The sequence below is a fragment of the Pseudoalteromonas sp. NZS127 genome (assembly GCF_015864805.1).
Taxonomy (GTDB): Bacteria; Pseudomonadota; Gammaproteobacteria; order Enterobacterales; family Alteromonadaceae; genus Pseudoalteromonas; species Pseudoalteromonas nigrifaciens.
Genome location: NZ_JADYWN010000007.1, coordinates 121,171 through 140,544, shown reverse-complemented (window position 1 = coordinate 140,544; position 19,374 = coordinate 121,171). Strand labels below are relative to the sequence as shown.

Sequence of the window (19,374 nt, the reverse complement as noted above, 5' to 3'; positions counted from 1 at the left end):
ACATAAGTACTTGTAAGCGTACTGATATAAAAAGCCAGCAATTGCTGGCTTTTTAATATTCCAACTTATAAAACTGCATAAAACCTCCTTTTATCCACTTTCAAACTTCAAAAAACAACTAATTCCAGCACAAAAATAGCATGATGAGAAAAAACAATGCAAAAAAGCCATTTCGCGGTTGACATACTCCCTCAAAACCCTTAAAAATAACTACATACACAATTTTAGTTTAAAGCAGTATTAACGCTTTGTAATAGAGTAATTAATTATGAATACTACAATTCGCCTATTAGTCGTACTCGTACTGGTCTTAGTTATAAGCCCAGCGGGGATGTATTGAAAGGTGATACTGCTTTTTAAAAACCCCCGCCCCATGCGGGGGTTTTTTTATGCATAAAAATAACGGCAGAGGAATGAGGATGAGCAAACAACAATATAATGGTTCTGAACTAGTTGTTCAGGCATTAAAAGAATTAAAGGTTAAATACATATTTGGCTACCCCGGGGGGTCAGTATTAGATTTATACGATGCGCTTTTCCAGCAAGACGACATTGAACATATTTTAGTTCGTCATGAGCAAGCCGCCACACATATGGCCGATGGTTATGCGCGTGCTACTGGCGATGTAGGCGTAGTACTGGCAACATCAGGCCCTGGTGCTACAAACTGTATTACCGGCATTGCTACAGCCTATATGGACTCCATTCCAATGGTCGTGCTATCAGGGCAAGTACCTACCAACTTGATTGGTGATGATGCTTTTCAAGAAACCGATATCGTTGGTTGCTCGCGCCCTATAGTAAAGCACAGTTTTAACTGCAGAAGCGCAAAAGATATCCCAACTATTTTAGCTAAAGCTTTTTATATTGCCAGCACAGGCCGCCCAGGCCCAGTGGTAGTAGAGCTGCCAAAAGACATGCTAAACCCTGAGATAAAGTTTGATTATGAATTTCCTAAATCTACCGATTTAAGAACTTACAACCCAAACACTAAAGGCCACTCAAAACAAATACGCAAAGCCGTTACCGCCATACTAGAAGCAAAAAAACTGGTAGTGTACTCTGGCGGCGGAATTGTAATTTCAAACACTTCTGAGCAATTAACTCACTTGGTAGAGTCACTAAATGCGCCAATTACCAATACCCTTATGGGGCTAGGTGGCATTTCAGGTGTGCATCCAAACTTTGTAGGCATGCTAGGTATGCATGGCACCCTTGAAGCCAATAAAGCCATGGCTAATGCCGATGTAATATTAGCATTAGGGGCGCGTTTTGATGATCGAGTCACCAATAATGTGCAAAAATTTTGTCCCAACGCCACTATAGTGCATGTAGATGTTGATCCAACGTCTATTTCTAAAACAATTAAAGCTCACATTCCGGTAGTTGGCTGTCTTGCAACCGTACTCGAGCAACTACAAGCTGGTATTGATAAGAGCCCTATTCAAATTGATCGCAGCGCCCAAGAAGATTGGTGGCGTCAAATTATCAGCTGGCGCGAACAAAAGTGCTTAAGCTATAACACCGATGGCGATGCAATTAAACCGCAAGCCGTAATTGAAGCGGTTTATAAAGCCACCAATGGCGACGCTTATGTAAGCTCCGATGTTGGCCAACATCAAATGTTTGCAGCCCAGTATTACCCGTTTAAACATCCGCGTCAGTGGATCAACTCAGGCGGCCTTGGCACTATGGGCTTTGGATTACCTGCTGCCATGGGTGTAAAACTTGCTTTTCCGGATAAAGAATCGGTATGTATTACTGGCGACGGCTCTATTCAAATGAATATTCAAGAGCTAGCTACGTGTTTACAATATAACTTAGCGGTAAAAGTCGTTTCATTAAATAACCGCTCTTTAGGCATGGTACGCCAATGGCAAGATATGGTGTATGGCGGGCGTCATTCATCATCTTACATGGAGTCTTTGCCTGATTTTGTTAAATTAGTAGAAAGCTACGGCCATGTAGGTATTAAAGTAAACACCCTAGATGAGTTACAACCGGCTATCGACAAAGCCATGTCGATTAACGATCGTTTAGTATTTTTAGACATTCTTGTAGACGAAAAAGAACATGTATACCCAATGCAAATTAAGTTTGGTGGCATTGATGAGATGTGGCTACGTAAAGGAGTAAAAGCATAATGCGTCGTATTTTATCTATATTATTAGAAAACGAACCAGGAGCACTGTCGCGTATTGTAGGATTATTTTCGCAGCGTGCTTATAACATCGACAGCCTAACAGTTGGCACAACGGATGATCAGTCTTTATCGCGCATTACTATTACCACTATGGGTGATGACCGTGTAGTAGAGCAAATTACCAAACAGGTAAACAAGCTTGTTGATGTACTAAAAATTATTGATTTAACCGAAATGAGTCATATTGAGCGTGAACTATTATTGGTTAAAGTATTTGCCCAAGACGAAACAACACGCGCAGCGGTTACCCGCGTAGCAGATGTATTCCAAGGGACTATTTTAGATATGGGCCGGCTAAGTTATAGCCTACAGTTAGTGAGTAGCACAGATAAAATTGAATCATTTTTAGATACGCTACGCCACGAAACCGACATTATTGAGGTAGTGCGCTCTGGGGCAGTTGGCATTGGCCGTGGCGATAAAGCCCTAAAAGCCAAATAAATAACTAAAAAGTTAATCCACCTTAATAAAGGTGGATTAACTTTATTACAATTATTAAATGTAATTATAATGTTAACAAGGTTGGCAAATATTTTAGGCATAAAAAAAAGGGCTAAAAGGCCCTCTTTTCATTTAATTAGATAAACCTACAATTAAAGGTTTACTTGATCTTTAAGACCTTTACCTGCTTTAAAGCTTGGGATAGTTGCCGCTGCGATTTGGATCTCAGCACCCGTTTGTGGGTTACGGCCAGTACGTGCTGCACGTTCTTTAACTGAAAAAGTACCAAAACCAACTAACGCTACTGAATCACCTTCTTTTAAAGAAGAAGTTACAGCGCCAGTAAACGCGTCAAGAGCGCGTGTAGCAGCGGCTTTAGAGATTTCTGCATCAGTAGCAATTTTTTCAACTAATTGAGCTTTATTCATTATTTGATTCCTATTCGTTATTATTTTGCCTTCGCAAAACCTATCTTTATGCATTTTTGAAGAGTTAGCAACAGCAAATTGCATTTTTTGCTTAAAATCTTATAAAATGCGTAAAATTAAAATAATTATCGGTAAAATACAGCGTGTTGAGTTAACAAAGACTTAATTTAAGTGCAATTTTAACGCAAGTTAAGCCACAAAGTCATAAGCTATATTTTTTCGATAACCAAGGTAACTTCCCCAACTTCAATACCAAACTTAACAATAGACGTACGGTTTATCAAGCGAGTTTGTGTTACCAAGTACATCCAATCATCAAAGTTTACCGTTAAAGTGCTGCCATCGTACGGCAGTTCAACATCGTAATTCCAATGAAATACACTGCCATCACTTTTCCCTTTAGCTGTGCCTAAAACATCATCTGCAGTGCCGGTTAAACTCTTGTCATCATTGAGTGTTACTTTCCAAATACGTTTTTGAGTTTCACCATCATCATAAATAAAATCTTCTTCTATAACGCCTTGGTTGCCCTCCCAGCTTGCATGCATGTCAACCACGAGCTTGCGGGTTAATTCACCTTTATAGTCTTGTACAACGCCATAGGCTTTTAAATTTCCGCTAAAAAACGTTTTAAAGTCAAATTCTGGAGAGGTGTTATTGTAATGTTCGACATTGGGGGCAGAGCAACTTACCAATAACAGCGCACATATAGCGGCAAAGGTTACTTTTGCATAATTTAAAATCGTCATATTAATTTCCTAATAATTGCTTTCGAAGTGCGGGCTCAGAGGTATTTTCGCTCAGCCAAATCGCCAAAAAGTCAGCGGCAAAGCCAGGCTCATTAATTTCACCAATGTGTTTATCATTATGATAAAAAACACTAAGCCCTTGCTTGTCTGTTACGAGCGTTAACGACTCGCCTTTTTTTATATTTGGCCACATCGCTAATAATTTATCGCTATATTGCGTTGTTAGCTGTTCTTTACCTAAATGTTGCCACTGCTCGTTGGTCGCTTTTACTATGTCTTTAGCAGCAAAGTCACGCAAATAAGTCAGCTTAAATTTAATCGGATTATCGCCTAACTTATACTCTCCCGTTGTAGTAAATAATGTAGCGTCGTATACATCCCAAAATAAATACTCCATCCGCGCATCCCCTACCTTCGTTAAGCTAATTTGTGCCACAGCAACACAACTCGTTGTGAGTAAACAAATACACAGTACTTTAAATATAGCGTTCATGGTAAATCCCTTCAGGTAAGTGAATAATCATACGGGAGCGGCAAGGGCGAGGATCAGCGAGTAATAAGTAATTTAAGTTTTAAATTAGCTAAAATAATTAAAGTAAATACAGCAGCCCAAAGAGCACCGTATACCAGCCAAAACTCCAATAGTGGCAGGCCTAAATTTAGCACTTCAAAGCGCGCGCCGGCCCAGTAACTTGCAGGGGAAAACACAAGGCAAATAATAAATACTTGCCAAAGTTTTAGTGAGATTAAAAAGCGCATTGAGGTGTTTATGCTAAGCAGTAATGCAAACCACAATAAGGCAAGCCAAACAGGAAATGGGGATACTTTAAACTCTAATAAGCCACTTTTAACGGCAATAAACTCGCTCAATAAAGCCAAGGGCAAAGCCACTAAAACCAGTAATGCGTCGTGCTTCTTTTGTTTTGATAAATAAAACATCAACGCAATAATAGCGCTACTAAACACAACAGAGCTTGATTCAAGCAGTAAGGATAAAAACCACACTGCTTGAAATAACACAAAATTAATAACCGAGTGCAATTTCATCATCAGTACTGATAAAACGTGGTTTACGCGCCATTAAATGCACGGTACTAGTTGCACGTGCTCTAAATGCACCTTCGCAGTAAGCAAAGTAAAATAACCACAAACGATAAAAGCGCTCATCAAATTTAGAGCTGTCTAAGTCTGGCCAGCTTTGTATAAAGCGCGTACGCCAATCGGCAAGTGTACGTGCATAATGGGCACCAATATCGTTTACGGTATGAATAACCATATCGGTATTATTTTTAATTTGTTCACTCATTTCATTTAACGATGGCAAACAACCACCAGGAAAAATATATTGCTGAATAAAATCTGAATTTTTTAAATAATGTTTATAACGCTGATCGCCAATAGTAATCGCCTGAATAAGCATAGCGCCATCATCTTTTAATAACGCACTACATTGAGTAAAAAAACTTGGTAGGTAATCGTGCCCTACCGCTTCAATCATCTCAATTGAAACCAGTTTATCGTATTGCCCTTTAAGTGAACGGTAGTCTAATTTAAGCAAAGTTATTTTATGTTCAAGCCCAAGTTGCTTCACTTTTTGTTCAACATAGTCGTGCTGCTCATCAGATATAGTCGTGGTAGTAACATAGCAGTCGTAATGAGTAGCTGCATAAATTGCGAATGCCCCCCATCCGGTGCCTATCTCTATTACCGAGTCGCCTTTTTGTAGTTCAACTTGTTCACAAATTCGTTGTAACTTATATTGTTGAGCTTGCTCTAAGGTTGCTTCTTTTTCGGGATAGACTGCACACGAATAGAGCATTTCTTTGCTTAAAAACGATTCGTATAAATCATTCCCTAAATCATAATGAGCAATAATATTTTTTTTCGAACCCGATTCTGAGTTTTTGTTTTTTAAGTGATTTAAGCGATTGACAATATTACTGAAAAAAGAAAATTTTTTTTCAAAAGCATCTAATTGATTTTGATTAATCGCAAATATTTCGATCAGCTGAGTTAAGTTATCGCAAGACCATTGTCCTAAAATATAAGACTCGCCTGCGCCCACACTACCCGACAAACAAAATGCTTTGTACATTGCTTTATTATTAACAGTAATCGTTACTTTTGCAGCTGACGATAAATCGCCAAAAGTAATGCGTTCGTTATTATCAACTAACGTTATTTGCCCTGTTTGAATCGATGAAAAGGCTTTAAATACTATTTTTTTATATAAATTAGTAAGCCAGCTTCGATTATTTTGACAACGTAAATGCGTCGCTTTTTCCATAAAATCACCTATATTATTACTCTTAAACAACATAACAACTTGCTTTATGGCTTACCTGAGTGGCCTAAAAAAGGCACTCTTTTAATAAACAACTTTAATGCTTGATAATAAATACCCTTAAAAATTGACCAAGTCATCGCCGGAAAACGTTTAAGCAACCTACTTACTTGTTGCTCAGTTAATTCGTGGCGTTTTAACCTTAGTGTAGCGTCGAATAATACCTGCTCGTCGCGTATATTTTTAATCTGTATTAATGCTTTATCCTGCGTTTGTCGAATATGCCAGTGGTAGTTCATGTCCAAGTCCATAAAAGGTGATACGGAAAAAGTTTTCTTAAAGTTCACTTTTTTTTCTAACGGAACTAAATAATAGTGGCGTTCATTCCAAGGTGTGTTGCTAACCTCTGCAATCATGTAGCTAAATTTTGTATCGTTATCGCCAAAAAAATAAAAATTTACTGGGCTAAAGTAAATACCTAAACAGCGTAATTGCCCCAGCATATAAACATGGCTAAAGGTTTGTTTAACACCTAGCTTTGCAAGGTGTTTGCGCGCGCGCTCTACTAACGAAAAGGTATTTAATTGCGGGTCTTTATTTAGATAGTCTGCTTGGTTAAATTTAAGAGCTTTAAAACCTGAACTGCCCAATTGGCTATGCACACCGTTTAATTGCTGTGGGTTATTTAAATCAACCCACATCATGTACAAAGGGTAACTAAAGCTATGGCTTTTAACCGCAAAACGGCGATGTTTTACATCGCCTAAATATACAGCGCTAGTCAAATTCAACCCCAAGCTGTTTGGCAACGTCTACGCCACTATGCACCCCATCTTCGTGAAAACCGTTATACCAATACGCACCACAAAAATAGCTATTATTTTTCCCGTCAATGCTGTGCTTTTGTTGCTGCGCGGCTATCGATTCTTGGTTAAATACTGGGTGATGGTAAGTAAATTCACGTAATATTTTACTCTTTTCTATTCCTTGTAGATGGTTCAATGTTACACAAAACTGCGTATCTGACTGTAACCCTTGAAGTATATTCATTTGATACGTAACAACAGCCGCTTTATCGGTATTATTATTGAGTAAATAATTCCAACTAGCCCAGGCTGCTTTTCTGTCGGGTAATAAATTAGTATCGGTATGAAGCACCACTGAATTTTCGGTATAAGGAATAGCGCCCAACACTGACTTTTCTTGCTCGCTGGCATCGTCCAATAACGCTAACGCCTGATTTGAATGACAAGCAAATATCACTTTATCAAACTCGCTTTGCTCACCATTAGCAAACACTATAGTTACTTTATCGGCAGCTCTAGTTACTGATTTAATATCTGTATTGAGTTTAATTTTGTCGGCAAAGCCTCTAATTAGCGGGTTAATATATTGACGAGAACCACCGGGTATTACATACCATTGCGGCCTGTTTACTACATCTAATAAGCCATGATTAAAAAAGAATTTAACAAAAAATTCAACGCCTACATTTTGCATTTCTTTAATGCTGGTAGACCAAATAGCAGCGCCCATAGGTAAAATATAATGATATTTAAAAAAGTCGTTAAAATTATGCTCACTTAGTAGCTCACCTAATGAGTGATCGGCTTTATAGCTGCCTTGCTCGTGTATTGTTTTACATAATTTATTAAACCTAACTATGTCGTACAGTAAACGCCAAAACTTTGGTCTAAAAATATTACGACGCTGTGCAAATAAACTCGTAAAGGTATGGCCGTTGTATTCAAAACCTGTGGCATCGTTATGTACACTAAAACTCATTTCTGTTTCTTGCTTATCAACGCCAATACGCGCTAATAGCTTTTCAAAATAAGGGTAGGTTCTGTTATTAAATACAATAAAACCAGTATCAATAGCGTGTTCAATACCATCAACTTGCACATCAACCGTAGCCGTGTGGCCACCAATGTAATTGTTTTTTTCAAATAGCGTTACATCATAGTGCTTATGCAATAAATGCCCACAGGTTAAACCTGAAACGCCAGTGCCAATTATAGCTATTTTTTTCAACGCGCTAGTCCTTTTGCAATTTTGAGCCACAGCGGCAATGGTAATATGCGCAGTGCTTTTAATATTAGTGTAAAACGATACGGAAAATGCACTTCTTTACGACGCTTGTGTATGCCTTTTATCATGTAGTCTGCCGCTTTTTGCGCTGTAACGGCCATAGGCATAGGAAAGTCATTTTTATTAGTTAGAGGGGTTTTAACAAAACCAGGATGCACTAAGGTTACATCAACGTCATTTAAATCAATTGCTAAGCTTTTAGCCAAGTAGCTTACACCCGCTTTAGAAGCGCCATACGCCTCTGAGCGCGGTAGTGCTAAATAGGTTACACTTGAGCTGACTAACACCAGCTGGCCACCACTATTTATTTTAGGTAATAAAGCTTCTAAGCAATACCCCATAGCCAGTAAATTAACGCTAATGACCCGCTCAAATAAGGCGCTGTCAAAATTTCGTGCATCGTCAACGTATTCGCAGTTACCAGCATTGAGTATGACCCGATCAAAATGAGCAAAGCCAATGGTAGCAGATTTTATTTGTTGTAAATTTGTGGCATCAAATTGGCAGGTTTGAATGTTGTTATGCTTAGCAAGCTCAGCTAACTTTTCGCTGTTACGACCGCAAGCAATAACAGTATCGCCTTGCTCGGCATATTTTATTGCTAATTGTTCGCCAATACCTGAGGTAGCACCGGTAATAAGTGTGATCATAATTAGCCCGCCCTTTTATCTATAAGCTTAATAATACGGCCTAATAAAGGAATATGCTTATACAGTAGCTCGCCTACGTTAAAATAGTCGCGGTGCTCAATTATTTTGTCACCGTTAAATGTAAGCTTACTGTGCCCCTGCACCGTAATGGTGTTTCCTGAGGCTAATTTAGGATGCACATAATGCATACTCCAATACACAAAGGCATTATTGGCAACACTAAATGAGTCGGTTATATCAAACTGGCAATGCGTAACATTGCTATACAAATTAGCAAAGTATTTGCGCAGCTCAACAATGCCATTAATGTTGTGCATTGGGTCGGTAAATTGTATATCGTCGCAGTAAATTTCACTTAATAAATCAAGGTTACTATTATTAAGTTTTTGATATATATCTACAAACTTATCTACTGGTAACTGGTTATCCATATCATACCTTAAATGCTGCTAGGGCACGCTCTCGCGCCGCTTTATGAACAACAATTGCTGGCCAATAACACGAATCACTTTGCCCCAATGAGGCTAAATAGCTATGTGGAAAGTGAATGTGTTTATCTGGCACGTTTTCAAGCTCTGGTATGTATTTACGAATAAATTCGCCGTTTGGATCAAAGCGTTCACTTTGTCTTATAGGATTAAAAACTCTAAAGTAAGGCTGTGCATCACACCCGGTACTGGCCGCCCACTGCCAACCACCATTATTAGAGGCCAAATCGCCATCTATAAGATGTTGCATAAAAAAACGCTCGCCTTTGCGCCAATCTATAAGTAGGTGTTTAGTTAAAAAGCTAGCAACCACCATGCGTAAACGGTTATGCATCCACCCGGTTTGCAAGAGTTGCCTCATCGCAGCGTCAACAAGCGGGTAACCTGTGCGGCCTTCGCACCATGCTTTAAATTCGTCATTGCTGCTACGCCAAACTACCGCGTTATACTTTTCGTTAAAATTATCGCCAAGCGAAAGCTTTGGAAATTGCGCAATTAAATGCCGATAAAATTCACGCCAAATAAGCTCATTAATCCAAGTAAAGGTTTTGCTTTTTGAAGTGCTTAAGATATCGGGGTAGCGCTGCTGTATATTTATTAATAATTGCTTAGTACTAATAATACCTAGCGCTAAATAAGGGCTAAGGCCTGAGGTGCCTTTAATACTGGGAATATCACGGTGATCGTCGTAACTTGTTAGTTTATCGCAAATAAAGTTATCGACCACAGTGGCCAATGTTTTATCATCAACGGGCCATTTTTCAGAGCTGCTATCGCCTTTGAGTAAATTTGTTTCGTTTTTGCTTAACTGCGCACCGCCGCTAACGTGCTCTACAGGCCACTGCGGCAAAGAAAAATGCACCTCAATGTACTGCTTTAACCAAGCACGTTTAAATGGCGTAAATACTTTGTACATTTCGTTGCTTTGGTTTTTAACGCTGCCTACCGGGGCAATTAAATCGCCTTCGTACAAGGTAAACGTAATAGAAAGCTCATCGCACTTTGCTAAAATGGCTTTATCGCGGTTTACTTCGTTTAGTTCATACTCGGTATTGGCAATTACATGCTTAACATTATTAGCCTTACAATAATCAATGAGTTGAGTTTCGCAATCAGTAAAGTATGGTGCGTCAATAATGTGTAAGGTAATACCGTGATCAGCAAGTTGCTGGTGCAGGTAAGTAATGCGACGTTTAAGTAAGTCAATTTGTATTGGCGCTGCTTGATGCTGCTGCCATTGTTTTTCGCAGATAAAAAAAATAGCGTGGTTAGCGCCATTATTAAGCGCTTGAATTAGCGCCTCATTAGAAAAAAGGCGCAAATCGCGCCTAAACCAAAATAATGTGTTCATTAAATACCGTAGCGTAGTTTTAATTCATTAGGATAAGGATTAAAAAATACTTGTTTTTCAAGATACTCGTTTGGGTGCACTTTTAAATGATGCTTTAGCAAAGTAAGTGGCACGTAAAGAGGCACTAAACCATCGCTGTATTCATCAATTGCTTCTCGCATTTCTTGTTTTTCGACTGACGATAAATCTTTTTTAAAGTAGCCCTGTAAGTGCATTAAGGTATTACAATTATTTTTGCGTGAGGCTGGCTTTTTAAGTCCATTCATCAAACCTAAAATGTACTTATCAGCAAGCTCGGTTACGTCATCACCTAAAAACGTACCTAACAGATGACCTAGATCGCGGTAAGCTTGGTAATTATGCGCCATTAACAAGTATTTATATTGCGCATGAAACTGGGTTAAGCGATGAACGTTCAATGGCTGTTGTATTAATTTTTGCCAATTTTTAAACGTATACACTCGCATTACGAAGTTTTCACGCAAGTGCATGTCGTTTAAACGGCCATTTTCTTCGCACGGTAATAATGGATTGTGCTTCATTATTTGCTCTGCAAAAAAACCAACACCTTCTGATGTGTTACCAGTGCCCGCTTCGTTGTATATTTTAATGCGCTCCATGCCACAGCTTGGGCTTTTAGCACAAAACACAAAGCCGCTTAACTCTTTCGCTTGTTCGGTAGCTACTTTAATACCGTAAGCAGTAAGTTGTGGTCCAACGTCGCCAGAACCATCAGGGCGACACACTTTTATTGTATCGCCTACTCGTACTTGGCGAATAGTTGGCCTTGGAATAGGTAAACCCACCGCCACCTCTGGGCAAAAGCGCGTATATTCAACATGCTTTGCAAACTCATCCATACAAAAGTTTGAGCGTTTATGGCCTGTGTCAAAACGCACTTTTTCGCCTGCTAGGCATGCACTAATGCCTATTTTAATTGTATCAGCTTGCATAATATCCCTAATAAACTGTTTATATTAGTAAATTAAATTACCAATTGGGTTAAGTAACTTACTCAGCCCTTTATTAAAATGTAGCGCACTACTGACTACTGTAAAGCATAAACAGCCTTCTTTTGTTACCGGTGTGTGCAGATGGCTGCCATCTTGCCAAATAAAATCACCCGGTACGTAGCTACCCTCTTCGTCGCTAAACTCGCCGTTTAGTAACAAAGTAATCTCAAATCCGGTATGAGTATGCTCTGGTATTTCTCCACCCGCAGCAATGTGCAATAAGCTGGTACGTAATGGGCCATCATCGAGGGCAACGCGCGAGCGGGCTAGTTTGCCAACTTGAGTAAATTTGCTGTGCGAAATACGTGTTAAAGCACGCGGCAGTTGATAATTTTGCTGGTTTATTTCAACAGCAATTGGTTCAACTTCGTATACTTCATCAATACTGGTATCGCTGGTTATTAAATCAAATAAGCTTGAGCTTTCTTGCTCAAAATAACCACTAGTATCATCCTTAGCCTCTGAAAGTAATGCATCGTTAAACACTTCAGCTGCATTATCAGCTTCAAGCTTTGTTACTTTTTCTTGGCATACTGGGCACATATCTACGTGTATAGACACAGCTAAACTTAACGATGCGCTAAGTGATGCACTGCAATATTGTGTCAGTAAAGTATCACTCGGGTGATGTTTAATCATGCTGATCTCCCATTTCATTACGTAATTTTTGCAAGGCTAAACGTAACCGTGATTTTACCGTGCCTACTGGAATATTAAGTTGTTGTGCAAGTTGTTCTTGCGACATATCTTGAAAATAAACACCTCTTACTACTTCCCGCTGAGCTACTGGTAGCTTTTCAAGGTAGCGTTTAATTTGTTTATCTTCTAAATGATCTGTGTATTCGTGATGCGTATTTTGCGATTCGTTCAATAACGGCCAAATATCTTCGCTGATGTTTTCTTCTTTATTGCTTTTCATTTTGCGCAGCATATCAAACGAAGCATTTCGCATTACCGTGTAAACCCAAGTAGTCGCAGCCCCTTTGTCACTATTGTACAAATGTGCTTTACGCCAAACCGATGTTAGTGTTTCTTGCACTAACTCCATTGCTTGAGCTTCAATACCAAATTGCTTGATACCAAAACGTTTAATTTTTGGCGAAAAATATTCAAATAAATAAGCAAATGCTTTTTTATCGCGGCTTTGTGCAACATCAATTAATGCTTGCATCAATTCCTTACTTGGCGTTTCTGGCATGGCAGTGTACTTACCTGTATTAGGTTCACAACGTAATGATTGTTGTTGACTTACCATAGTAATTTATCCCGTTATTGCTTTAGTACATGTAAATACGGGCAATAATTAAATAAGGATCAAATTAAATTAGGCAAATTCGTTATTAATCACAGTATGGAGGAAACTTAGTAAGTTATCAAAGTTAGTTTCAAACGCAAGTTGCTGTTTTTTCTCAATAGATATAGGTAACAGCTCAAGCCATCGAGCAGCAACCCAAGTAAGCTTGTCAAAATAGGTTTGTTTATATAATGAACTAAGCTCTGGGTTATTAGTGAACACTTCACGCAGCGTATCTTGTAGGCGTTTATGCTCGCCAATATTATTGTTTGCCTCTGTGTACCAATAAGGCGTATTACAGTTCGACACTAAACCGTAGCGCAGTTCTTGCTCGTCTTGAAACACATCGTTTATTTGCACACTTTGAGTAGCACATACATCTATAAGTAGCATGCCATTATCATCTTGATCAAAGTCAATAATGTTCATTAGGCAACCTTGGGCGCTGATATTAAATGGCGTGTCGTGCTCAAAACTACAAAGCACAAAGCCAATGTTTTCTTTTAATGCGCTTTTAACCATATTTAAATAGCGAGGTTCAAATATGCGTAAACGCGTATAACCGTCAGGGAGGATAAATAAGGGTAATGGAAAAATCGCACGTTTCATAAAGTCTACTTGTTTAAAACATTCTGCCTTCATTTACGTGCGCTTTAACTAAGTCGATCAGCTTTTATTAAACCAATGTTAAATATTAAACCACGCTCCCATACTTTTAAGTAATTGCACCGAATAATAAGCGCTGATCATACTTACAACCGGCGCCAGCATTAAAGCAAATAATCCAAATTCACTGCTCATAGGGTTATTCCTTATAATTGACGTATATTATTGCACTGGTTTAACGGTATTTTCGGTTTTAATTTCAGCTTGAATATCGGTAATTAATGGCTCACTTAACCAGCTATTAAGCATTGTTTCGGTATTAAAAGTAAGCGTGTCTTTTATTGAGTTTTCAAGCTCTATGGTGGTTTGCGATATATAGCTGGTAATTGTTTGTGTGAGCATATCAGTTACATCAAGGTCAACTTCGGTTGCGTTTGCTTGCAACGAACCTAATACTAATAAACTTGCCATAGCGATTTTAATTGAATGTTTCATAATGGATTTCCTTGTTTGTGTATTGTTTCGACTCAATTACATATTCAAGGGATGTGCCACACCAAATCAAAATTATAACCCATTGTTTATAAAGCAGATTTAAATATTAGTAGCCGAAAATGAAATTCAGCGTTGGTTAATATAACTAATTAATTTAACTTTTCAGCTAAATTTTAGTTAATATAACACGCTGTATTTATGCGCCAATACCGCTGTTTATTTAACCACCTTTCTACCTAACCTGTAAGCATCTACTATGCTCAAAAACCAAATAACCAACATTAAGTAAATATACTGGTATTGCCCTAATGCTGCACAGTGCGCTGATGGGTGCTTTACTGCAGCCAAAATATCATCAAAGCTAGCACCGCCCCTTGTGTTTACTATGTCATTAGCTATGCATTGCGCCATTGCATACACCTCTTGTAAAGTTAACAGTAGTAAAACCGAAAATACTCCCGCAAAAATAGCGCCTATTAAATGCTTTTTTAACGCAAAGTGCCCAGCACCTGGGTAAATTAAAGCGCTAAGTAATGCTGCTTTAAAGCTTTTTTGCATAATTTTCCTTTAAGTAACAGTTGAGTGTTCAGCCTATTTTGTAGTAAAACATATTGAATTAATGAGCCTTTAAAGCAAGCGAAAGTTTGCCCTTATGTTTGCTTATAATAATTGAAAGATTCAGCGTACACACGTACACTGAAAACAATTAAAAGTGGTAGGATCAGTTATGTCATCGAATGCGCCCTATTCGCGTAAAGAAGAACAGCTCAATGTAATTAGCCATGCAATAGGTGTGTTATTTGCTTTCTGGGTAATGTGGGATCTGTTTAATCAATCAAGCAGCACCAAAGCCTATATAAGTGCAACGATTTATAGCGCCAGCATCTTTATTTTGTTTTTATCATCTACTTTATATCACGCCAGTGTACAACCTAGGCTCAGGGCATTTTATAAAAAGTGCGACCACTGCGCTATTTATATTCTTATTGCCGGTACTTACACTCCCTTTTTACACCTGTCGTTAACAGGTGTTTGGTCTTGGGCAACCCTCACCTTTATTTGGTCAGTAGCACTTGCTGGCGTAGCGTATAAAGTTTTAGTTCACAATGGTAATAAAAAAGTCTCCCTTGCCACCTACTTACTCATGGGATGGTTTGCACTCGCCATTATTTATCCGCTTTACTTAGCAATTGATGTAAACGCATTATATTGGCTACTCGCCGGCGGCATTTTTTACAGCCTAGGCACAGTATTTTACAGCGCCAAAAACACCCAATTTAGCCACGCCATTTGGCACTTATTTGTTGTTGCCGGCTGCGTTTGCCACTATGTGGGCATTAGTCGTTATGTGTATTGAAGGGAAAGCGTCCTCTGATAAAGCCGATAAAATCGTGAATAAGGTTTATTTTATTTATTAAATTGATGCTTAGTTTAGCCAATTATTTAAGCCAATCGATAATGCAAAACGCCTAGATTAATTGATGCTGCCTTTATTCGTTGGGTTTCACTGCGCTCAAACCAACCTACGTAATTTCATATTAAAGCTATTGTTGTGGGGGAGTGTTCAGCAAAAATAAATTTTAAATACGCTACACTGTTTATTAATTCTACCTCTCCTAATTATGGTAAGGAAACCACACCATGGCGTTTGAATACTTTCATTTTATGAGTTTAATTGGGGTGGCCTTTTTTGCTATATCGGGCACTTTATTAGGCCACGAAAAAAACATTGGGGGTTTTGGTGTTGTAGTTGTAGGCTCAGTTACTGCGCTTGGCGGCGGTACACTGCGTGATATATTATTAAATCAGCCAGTGTTTTGGATTGCAGAGCCCGATTATTTATACGCCACCTATGGCGCAATATTTATTGCGGTGGTGTTTATTCGCCATTTACCGCACGTATCTAATTATTACATGCTGCTAGTTGATGTATTAGGCATGGCTATATTTAATATTGTCGGCATTGAAAAGTCGTTAATTGAAGGCACTACCATGATAGTTGCCATTACCATGGGTATGACTACCGGTATATTTGGCGGGCTAATGCGCGATGTAATTTGCAGAGAAATTCCGCTAGTAATGCGCGAAGAGCTGTATTCTACTGCGTGTCTGTCGGGCGGTTTAACTTATGCAGCGTTGTTTTTACTCGGAGTGTCTTATATATGGTGTATTTTAGGCTCCTTGTTTATTACCGTATTTTTACGTTTGGGCGCGCTGCATTGGGGTTGGCAGCCAAACATATTTAGAAAAAGAACAGTTAAAAATAAATAACGCTAAAAATTAACCGCTTTGTGTTTCGCTTTAGCGGCAGCTTATGCTCTACCTGCCGCTAAAATAAAATCAACGTGAAATATATAACATGAACTCTGATTAAGAGATTTTCAGTGAAAACAAGGCGAATTAACGCGCCAATAGCTAGCCTATTGCAAGTAATTTTAACGTAGTTAGCGCCGAAAATAGCTGCTTGAGATAGATTTGTTATCCATAGTTCAAGTTATGCTGGGTATTTTAATTGTACTGCCTACTTTAACGGGCTTGGGTAGTTGGCAAAATTGCTGCTCTATTACCTTTAAACGCTCTAGCACCTCACTTGGAAATGGAGATACTCGCCTGGTTGCTAAATCAATATGCAAATCTAAGTGCTCGCCCGCAGCGGCGCGATACCCTTTATTGGTGCAATATATTTCATGAAATGTATGAATACGTTTTTCATCAACGTACAACAGCCAAGACACAACCTCAATTTCATCGCCTTCGCACAACTCCCTTTCAAAAATACAATGGCTCTCTACTAATGCTTTGCTGCAGTTATTTGCATAACGGTATCGCTCACCTAAATCCAGATGTTCGGTAAAATCTATATGCGCATCGTAAATAACTAAACCATAATATTTTGTATTCATATGGCCGTTAAAATCAACCCACTGGGTGGGCACTGTGGCTGTATATTTTTTAAATGGGTAGAGCGACATTTTACTTCCTTTTAGGGTAACGATAAGGCTTAAGTTGCTATTGCTGTATTAACCAAACACTGAAAACTGGCTGTGTAATTACATTAAATAGCCGTCCTGTTGGTTGTTATTCGTTAGCAGAAAATTGATTTATATTAAATATTGAGCAGCACCAATTTCAGCATTTAATACTGTAAACCAAGCTAAATCACATAACATCCTCCATTTGTGTTAACATTAATTTCTTATGTGGGCGTTTTTGCTTACATTATTCTTTACTGATGATCGTATCAGCTATTTTTTGCTACTAGTTTTATTAAGCTATTTTATAAAGTTTTTAGTAGCCCTCTAATTATTTACGTGCGTTTTTAACTGCGTAAAATAAATAATAACCGTCACCTTATTACCTCTATTGTAATGACGAGTGACGCGGCGAAGGAGTCAAAATGTTTCAGTTTAGTACCAGCACTATACTGCTGGTTTTATTTGCTTTTTATGGTTTAACCTTTTTATTCACGCTAAGTATTGGCAAAAAACAAGAAAATGCCGATGGCTATATGGTTTCCAACGGATCCGTTGGATTTAGCATGTCTGCAGCGAGTATGACAGCCACATGGATATGGGCAGCATCGTTTTATGCTGCTGCAAGTTCGGGGTACAAATATGGTTTATCGGGGGCAATCCATTACGGTTTTTGGGGCGCACTGATGATTTTATTTATTTACCCCTTTGGTAAGCGCTTTAGAGAGCTTGCGCCAAATGCGCGTACCTTAGCCGAAATTATGCATGCGCGGCATGGCAGTGCTAGCCAAATGATTTTAGCCTCTTCAAACATAGTCGGCAGTATAATTAGTTTAATGGTTAACTTTACTGCAGCCGGTGCGCTAGTAGATATTTTATCACCACTGAACTTTACCGAAGGGGTATTAATTGCAGGCTCTGGCGTGCTTATATACACTTTTTGGTCGGGGTTTCGCTCCTCGGTTTTTACCGATTTTGGCCAGTTAATGGCTATGATGCTCGCCGCTGTGGTTATTATTCCTATGCTATTTTTTGAGCTCGATGGCCCCGACTTATTTACTCAAGGCATGAGTAACTTAACAATAGAACAAGCTGACTTTTTCTCTACTACTGCCATTTTAGAGCAAGGCGCGCCATTTTTTGTTGCAGTTCTTGCGTACGCTATTGGTAATCAAACTATTGCCCAACGCTTATTTGCTGTACGCGAAGACTTAATAAAACCGAGCTTTATTACCGCAACCATAGGTTATGGCTCTATTGTTATAGGCTTAGGTATGCTGGGTTTACTGGCGTTACTAGCCGGCGTGCAACCTATAGACGGTGATTTAAATAACCTCATTCCACAGATGGCCGCCACCTACCTGTCGCCCATTATGGTGTTGGTATTATTTGTGATGATTATTGGCTCGCTTTCATCCACCGCCGATTCTGACTTGTCAGCCTTATCCGCAATTATAATGACCGACGTATACGGTAAACATTTAAGTAAAAACAATCCTAACCCTAAAAAAATGCTTTGGGTTGGCCGCTTTACCATGGTTGTTGCCACCATGTTAGGCGTTATATTTGCAAGCCTTAAACTCGATATTCTCTCAATGCTAATTTTTGTTGGCGCACTGTGGGGCGCAATTGTGTTTCCAGTTATTTCTAGCTTATATTGGAATAAGGTGACAAATCTGGCGTTTACTGCCGCGGTAACCGGCGCGTTTTTACTCTTTATTATCGCACGCTTTGAGTGGCTGGAATTAACTGGCGCTGTCGCGTTATTTTTTGAGGTAATAGCAAGCGTAGGCGGCGGTGTTGTTATTGGCTTAATGTGTTTTGGTTTTTTTGGCCGCACTGCGGGGTTAATTTTGGGCGCAATAACAGCCGTAATACTACTGTTTTTTACTTTAGGTTTTTTACGCGACTATATTGTATTGCTAAGCTCACTGACCGCTTACGGTGCCAGCGCTATTATTTGTGTAGTGCTTACCTTAACCAGCAACAAAAGCGCGTTTGATTTTGCTTTAATTAAGCAACGTGTTGTTGAATTTAGTGACAATAAATAAGGAAAAATTATGTCTACAACATTACTTACTATTTATGTATTAATTTGGCCTGTGATTGCCTTTGGTGTATTTGTTATTTTACTTTGCTCACTTATTAAAGATCTTAAAAATGCGAAACAAAAAGGCAAAAACTTAGTGTAAAGCATGCACTTTACACGCAAACTAGGGCAAGCATTTAACTTGCCCTTTTTTATTGCGTTAAGCACTTAGTTATAAACACTTTAACGCTAGCACTATTTTAACAGCGCACTCATTAAG

Annotated in this window: 23 protein-coding genes; 6 read left to right on the top strand and 17 right to left on the bottom strand. The window is 38.8% G+C overall.

What is annotated here, in order from left to right; translation table 11 throughout:
* Positions 1-419: 419 nt before the first annotated feature.
* Positions 420-2,144, top strand: coding sequence for an acetolactate synthase 3 large subunit (locus I6E78_RS09135; protein ID WP_011330088.1), 1,725 nt, complete (start codon positions 420-422; stop codon positions 2,142-2,144).
* The gene (ilvN, locus tag I6E78_RS09130; protein ID WP_011330087.1) at positions 2,144-2,644 is read left to right on the top strand and encodes an acetolactate synthase small subunit; all 501 of its coding nucleotides are present in this window, start codon (positions 2,144-2,146) and stop codon (positions 2,642-2,644) included. Before I6E78_RS09135 ends, ilvN begins: the two co-directional genes overlap by 1 nt.
* A 152-nt stretch (positions 2,645-2,796) precedes the next feature.
* Here the strand turns inward: ilvN and I6E78_RS09125 are convergent, their stop codons facing one another.
* From I6E78_RS09125 to I6E78_RS09050, 16 genes are all read right to left on the bottom strand, one after another.
* Entirely contained in the window at positions 2,797-3,072 is a 276-nt protein-coding gene (locus I6E78_RS09125; protein WP_008166804.1) for an HU family DNA-binding protein, read from the bottom strand.
* A gap of 209 nt (positions 3,073-3,281) precedes the next feature.
* Complete coding sequence (locus I6E78_RS09120) at positions 3,282-3,821, bottom strand: DUF3833 domain-containing protein (protein ID WP_011330086.1); 540 nt, start codon at positions 3,819-3,821, stop codon at positions 3,282-3,284.
* A gap of 1 nt (position 3,822) precedes the next feature.
* Positions 3,823-4,314 carry a chalcone isomerase family protein gene (locus I6E78_RS09115; RefSeq protein ID WP_231617965.1) on the bottom strand — a complete coding sequence of 164 codons (492 nt, stop codon included), beginning with the start codon at positions 4,312-4,314 and terminating at the stop codon, positions 3,823-3,825.
* A gap of 53 nt (positions 4,315-4,367) precedes the next feature.
* Complete coding sequence (locus I6E78_RS09110; RefSeq protein WP_011330084.1) at positions 4,368-4,868, bottom strand: DUF2878 domain-containing protein; 501 nt, start codon at positions 4,866-4,868, stop codon at positions 4,368-4,370.
* The gene (locus I6E78_RS09105) at positions 4,846-6,108 is read right to left on the bottom strand and encodes an SAM-dependent methyltransferase (RefSeq protein WP_089369335.1); all 1,263 of its coding nucleotides are present in this window, start codon (positions 6,106-6,108) and stop codon (positions 4,846-4,848) included. The genes I6E78_RS09110 and I6E78_RS09105 overlap by 23 nt, the downstream gene beginning before the upstream one ends.
* A 44-nt stretch (positions 6,109-6,152) precedes the next feature.
* The gene (locus I6E78_RS09100; RefSeq protein ID WP_011330082.1) at positions 6,153-6,890 is read right to left on the bottom strand and encodes a DUF1365 domain-containing protein; all 738 of its coding nucleotides are present in this window, start codon (positions 6,888-6,890) and stop codon (positions 6,153-6,155) included.
* The gene (locus I6E78_RS09095; RefSeq protein WP_089369271.1) at positions 6,883-8,139 is read right to left on the bottom strand and encodes an NAD(P)/FAD-dependent oxidoreductase; all 1,257 of its coding nucleotides are present in this window, start codon (positions 8,137-8,139) and stop codon (positions 6,883-6,885) included. The genes I6E78_RS09100 and I6E78_RS09095 overlap by 8 nt, the downstream gene beginning before the upstream one ends.
* A complete protein-coding gene (locus tag I6E78_RS09090) occupies positions 8,136-8,846 on the bottom strand; it encodes an SDR family NAD(P)-dependent oxidoreductase (protein WP_011330080.1) in 711 nt (236 codons plus the stop codon). Before I6E78_RS09090 ends, I6E78_RS09095 begins: the two co-directional genes overlap by 4 nt.
* A gap of 2 nt (positions 8,847-8,848) precedes the next feature.
* Positions 8,849-9,277, bottom strand: a complete 429-nt coding sequence (locus I6E78_RS09085) for a nuclear transport factor 2 family protein (protein ID WP_011330079.1) — start codon at positions 9,275-9,277, stop codon at positions 8,849-8,851.
* A gap of 1 nt (position 9,278) precedes the next feature.
* Entirely contained in the window at positions 9,279-10,685 is a 1,407-nt protein-coding gene (gene phrB, locus I6E78_RS09080) for a deoxyribodipyrimidine photo-lyase (RefSeq protein WP_197182325.1), read from the bottom strand.
* Positions 10,685-11,638 (bottom strand): YbgA family protein, encoded by a 954-nt coding sequence (locus I6E78_RS09075; RefSeq protein WP_011330077.1) that lies wholly within the window; start codon positions 11,636-11,638, stop codon positions 10,685-10,687. The genes phrB and I6E78_RS09075 overlap by 1 nt, the downstream gene beginning before the upstream one ends.
* A gap of 24 nt (positions 11,639-11,662) precedes the next feature.
* Positions 11,663-12,337: a ChrR family anti-sigma-E factor gene (locus tag I6E78_RS09070; protein ID WP_182678648.1), complete on the bottom strand. Its 675-nt coding sequence runs from the start codon at positions 12,335-12,337 to the stop codon at positions 11,663-11,665.
* On the bottom strand, positions 12,330-12,953 hold the full coding sequence (locus I6E78_RS09065) for a sigma-70 family RNA polymerase sigma factor (RefSeq protein ID WP_011330075.1): 624 nt from the start codon (positions 12,951-12,953) through the stop codon (positions 12,330-12,332). Before I6E78_RS09065 ends, I6E78_RS09070 begins: the two co-directional genes overlap by 8 nt.
* 69 nt (positions 12,954-13,022) lie before the next feature.
* A complete protein-coding gene (locus tag I6E78_RS09060; RefSeq protein ID WP_179806884.1) occupies positions 13,023-13,601 on the bottom strand; it encodes an LON peptidase substrate-binding domain-containing protein in 579 nt (192 codons plus the stop codon).
* Positions 13,602-13,820: 219 nt separating this feature from the next.
* Complete coding sequence (locus I6E78_RS09055; protein WP_011330073.1) at positions 13,821-14,093, bottom strand: hypothetical protein; 273 nt, start codon at positions 14,091-14,093, stop codon at positions 13,821-13,823.
* A gap of 216 nt (positions 14,094-14,309) precedes the next feature.
* A complete protein-coding gene (locus tag I6E78_RS09050) occupies positions 14,310-14,651 on the bottom strand; it encodes a hypothetical protein (RefSeq protein ID WP_179806886.1) in 342 nt (113 codons plus the stop codon).
* 169 nt (positions 14,652-14,820) lie between these two features.
* Between I6E78_RS09050 and trhA the strand changes: the two genes are divergently transcribed.
* Both trhA and I6E78_RS09040 read left to right on the top strand, forming a co-directional pair.
* A complete protein-coding gene (trhA, locus tag I6E78_RS09045) occupies positions 14,821-15,450 on the top strand; it encodes a PAQR family membrane homeostasis protein TrhA (RefSeq protein ID WP_197182324.1) in 630 nt (209 codons plus the stop codon).
* Between the two features lie 284 nt (positions 15,451-15,734).
* Positions 15,735-16,364, top strand: a complete 630-nt coding sequence (locus I6E78_RS09040; RefSeq protein WP_011330070.1) for a trimeric intracellular cation channel family protein — start codon at positions 15,735-15,737, stop codon at positions 16,362-16,364.
* A gap of 218 nt (positions 16,365-16,582) precedes the next feature.
* Here I6E78_RS09040 and I6E78_RS09035 read toward each other — a convergent pair whose 3' ends face one another.
* The gene (locus I6E78_RS09035) at positions 16,583-17,065 is read right to left on the bottom strand and encodes a thioesterase family protein (protein WP_197182323.1); all 483 of its coding nucleotides are present in this window, start codon (positions 17,063-17,065) and stop codon (positions 16,583-16,585) included.
* Positions 17,066-17,490: 425 nt separating this feature from the next.
* On the opposite strand from I6E78_RS09035, the gene I6E78_RS09030 reads away from it, so the two are divergent.
* Complete coding sequence (locus tag I6E78_RS09030) at positions 17,491-19,116, top strand: sodium:solute symporter family transporter (protein WP_011330068.1); 1,626 nt, start codon at positions 17,491-17,493, stop codon at positions 19,114-19,116.
* Between the two features lie 9 nt (positions 19,117-19,125).
* On the top strand, positions 19,126-19,257 hold the full coding sequence (locus I6E78_RS18655) for a putative transporter small subunit (protein WP_011330067.1): 132 nt from the start codon (positions 19,126-19,128) through the stop codon (positions 19,255-19,257).
* Positions 19,258-19,374: the final 117 nt, after the last annotated feature.

Coding starts and splice junctions, on each gene's coding strand:
- I6E78_RS09040 (WP_011330070.1), top strand. CDS start 15,735: ATGGCGTTTGAATACTTTCATTTTATGAGTTTAATTGGGGTGGCCTTT.
- I6E78_RS09085 (WP_011330079.1), bottom strand. CDS start 9,277: ATGGATAACCAGTTACCAGTAGATAAGTTTGTAGATATATATCAAAAA.
- I6E78_RS09065 (WP_011330075.1), bottom strand. CDS start 12,953: ATGGTAAGTCAACAACAATCATTACGTTGTGAACCTAATACAGGTAAG.
- I6E78_RS09125 (WP_008166804.1), bottom strand. CDS start 3,072: ATGAATAAAGCTCAATTAGTTGAAAAAATTGCTACTGATGCAGAAATC.
- phrB (WP_197182325.1), bottom strand. CDS start 10,685: ATGAACACATTATTTTGGTTTAGGCGCGATTTGCGCCTTTTTTCTAAT.
- I6E78_RS09050 (WP_179806886.1), bottom strand. CDS start 14,651: ATGCAAAAAAGCTTTAAAGCAGCATTACTTAGCGCTTTAATTTACCCA.
- I6E78_RS09105 (WP_089369335.1), bottom strand. CDS start 6,108: ATGGAAAAAGCGACGCATTTACGTTGTCAAAATAATCGAAGCTGGCTT.
- I6E78_RS09120 (WP_011330086.1), bottom strand. CDS start 3,821: ATGACGATTTTAAATTATGCAAAAGTAACCTTTGCCGCTATATGTGCG.
- ilvN (WP_011330087.1), top strand. CDS start 2,144: ATGCGTCGTATTTTATCTATATTATTAGAAAACGAACCAGGAGCACTG.
- I6E78_RS09070 (WP_182678648.1), bottom strand. CDS start 12,337: ATGATTAAACATCACCCGAGTGATACTTTACTGACACAATATTGCAGT.
- I6E78_RS09115 (WP_231617965.1), bottom strand. CDS start 4,314: ATGAACGCTATATTTAAAGTACTGTGTATTTGTTTACTCACAACGAGT.
- I6E78_RS09035 (WP_197182323.1), bottom strand. CDS start 17,065: ATGTCGCTCTACCCATTTAAAAAATATACAGCCACAGTGCCCACCCAG.
- I6E78_RS09060 (WP_179806884.1), bottom strand. CDS start 13,601: ATGAAACGTGCGATTTTTCCATTACCCTTATTTATCCTCCCTGACGGT.
- I6E78_RS09110 (WP_011330084.1), bottom strand. CDS start 4,868: ATGAAATTGCACTCGGTTATTAATTTTGTGTTATTTCAAGCAGTGTGG.
- I6E78_RS09075 (WP_011330077.1), bottom strand. CDS start 11,638: ATGCAAGCTGATACAATTAAAATAGGCATTAGTGCATGCCTAGCAGGC.
- I6E78_RS09135 (WP_011330088.1), top strand. CDS start 420: ATGAGCAAACAACAATATAATGGTTCTGAACTAGTTGTTCAGGCATTA.
- I6E78_RS09055 (WP_011330073.1), bottom strand. CDS start 14,093: ATGAAACATTCAATTAAAATCGCTATGGCAAGTTTATTAGTATTAGGT.
- trhA (WP_197182324.1), top strand. CDS start 14,821: ATGTCATCGAATGCGCCCTATTCGCGTAAAGAAGAACAGCTCAATGTA.
- I6E78_RS09090 (WP_011330080.1), bottom strand. CDS start 8,846: ATGATCACACTTATTACCGGTGCTACCTCAGGTATTGGCGAACAATTA.
- I6E78_RS09030 (WP_011330068.1), top strand. CDS start 17,491: ATGTTTCAGTTTAGTACCAGCACTATACTGCTGGTTTTATTTGCTTTT.
- I6E78_RS18655 (WP_011330067.1), top strand. CDS start 19,126: ATGTCTACAACATTACTTACTATTTATGTATTAATTTGGCCTGTGATT.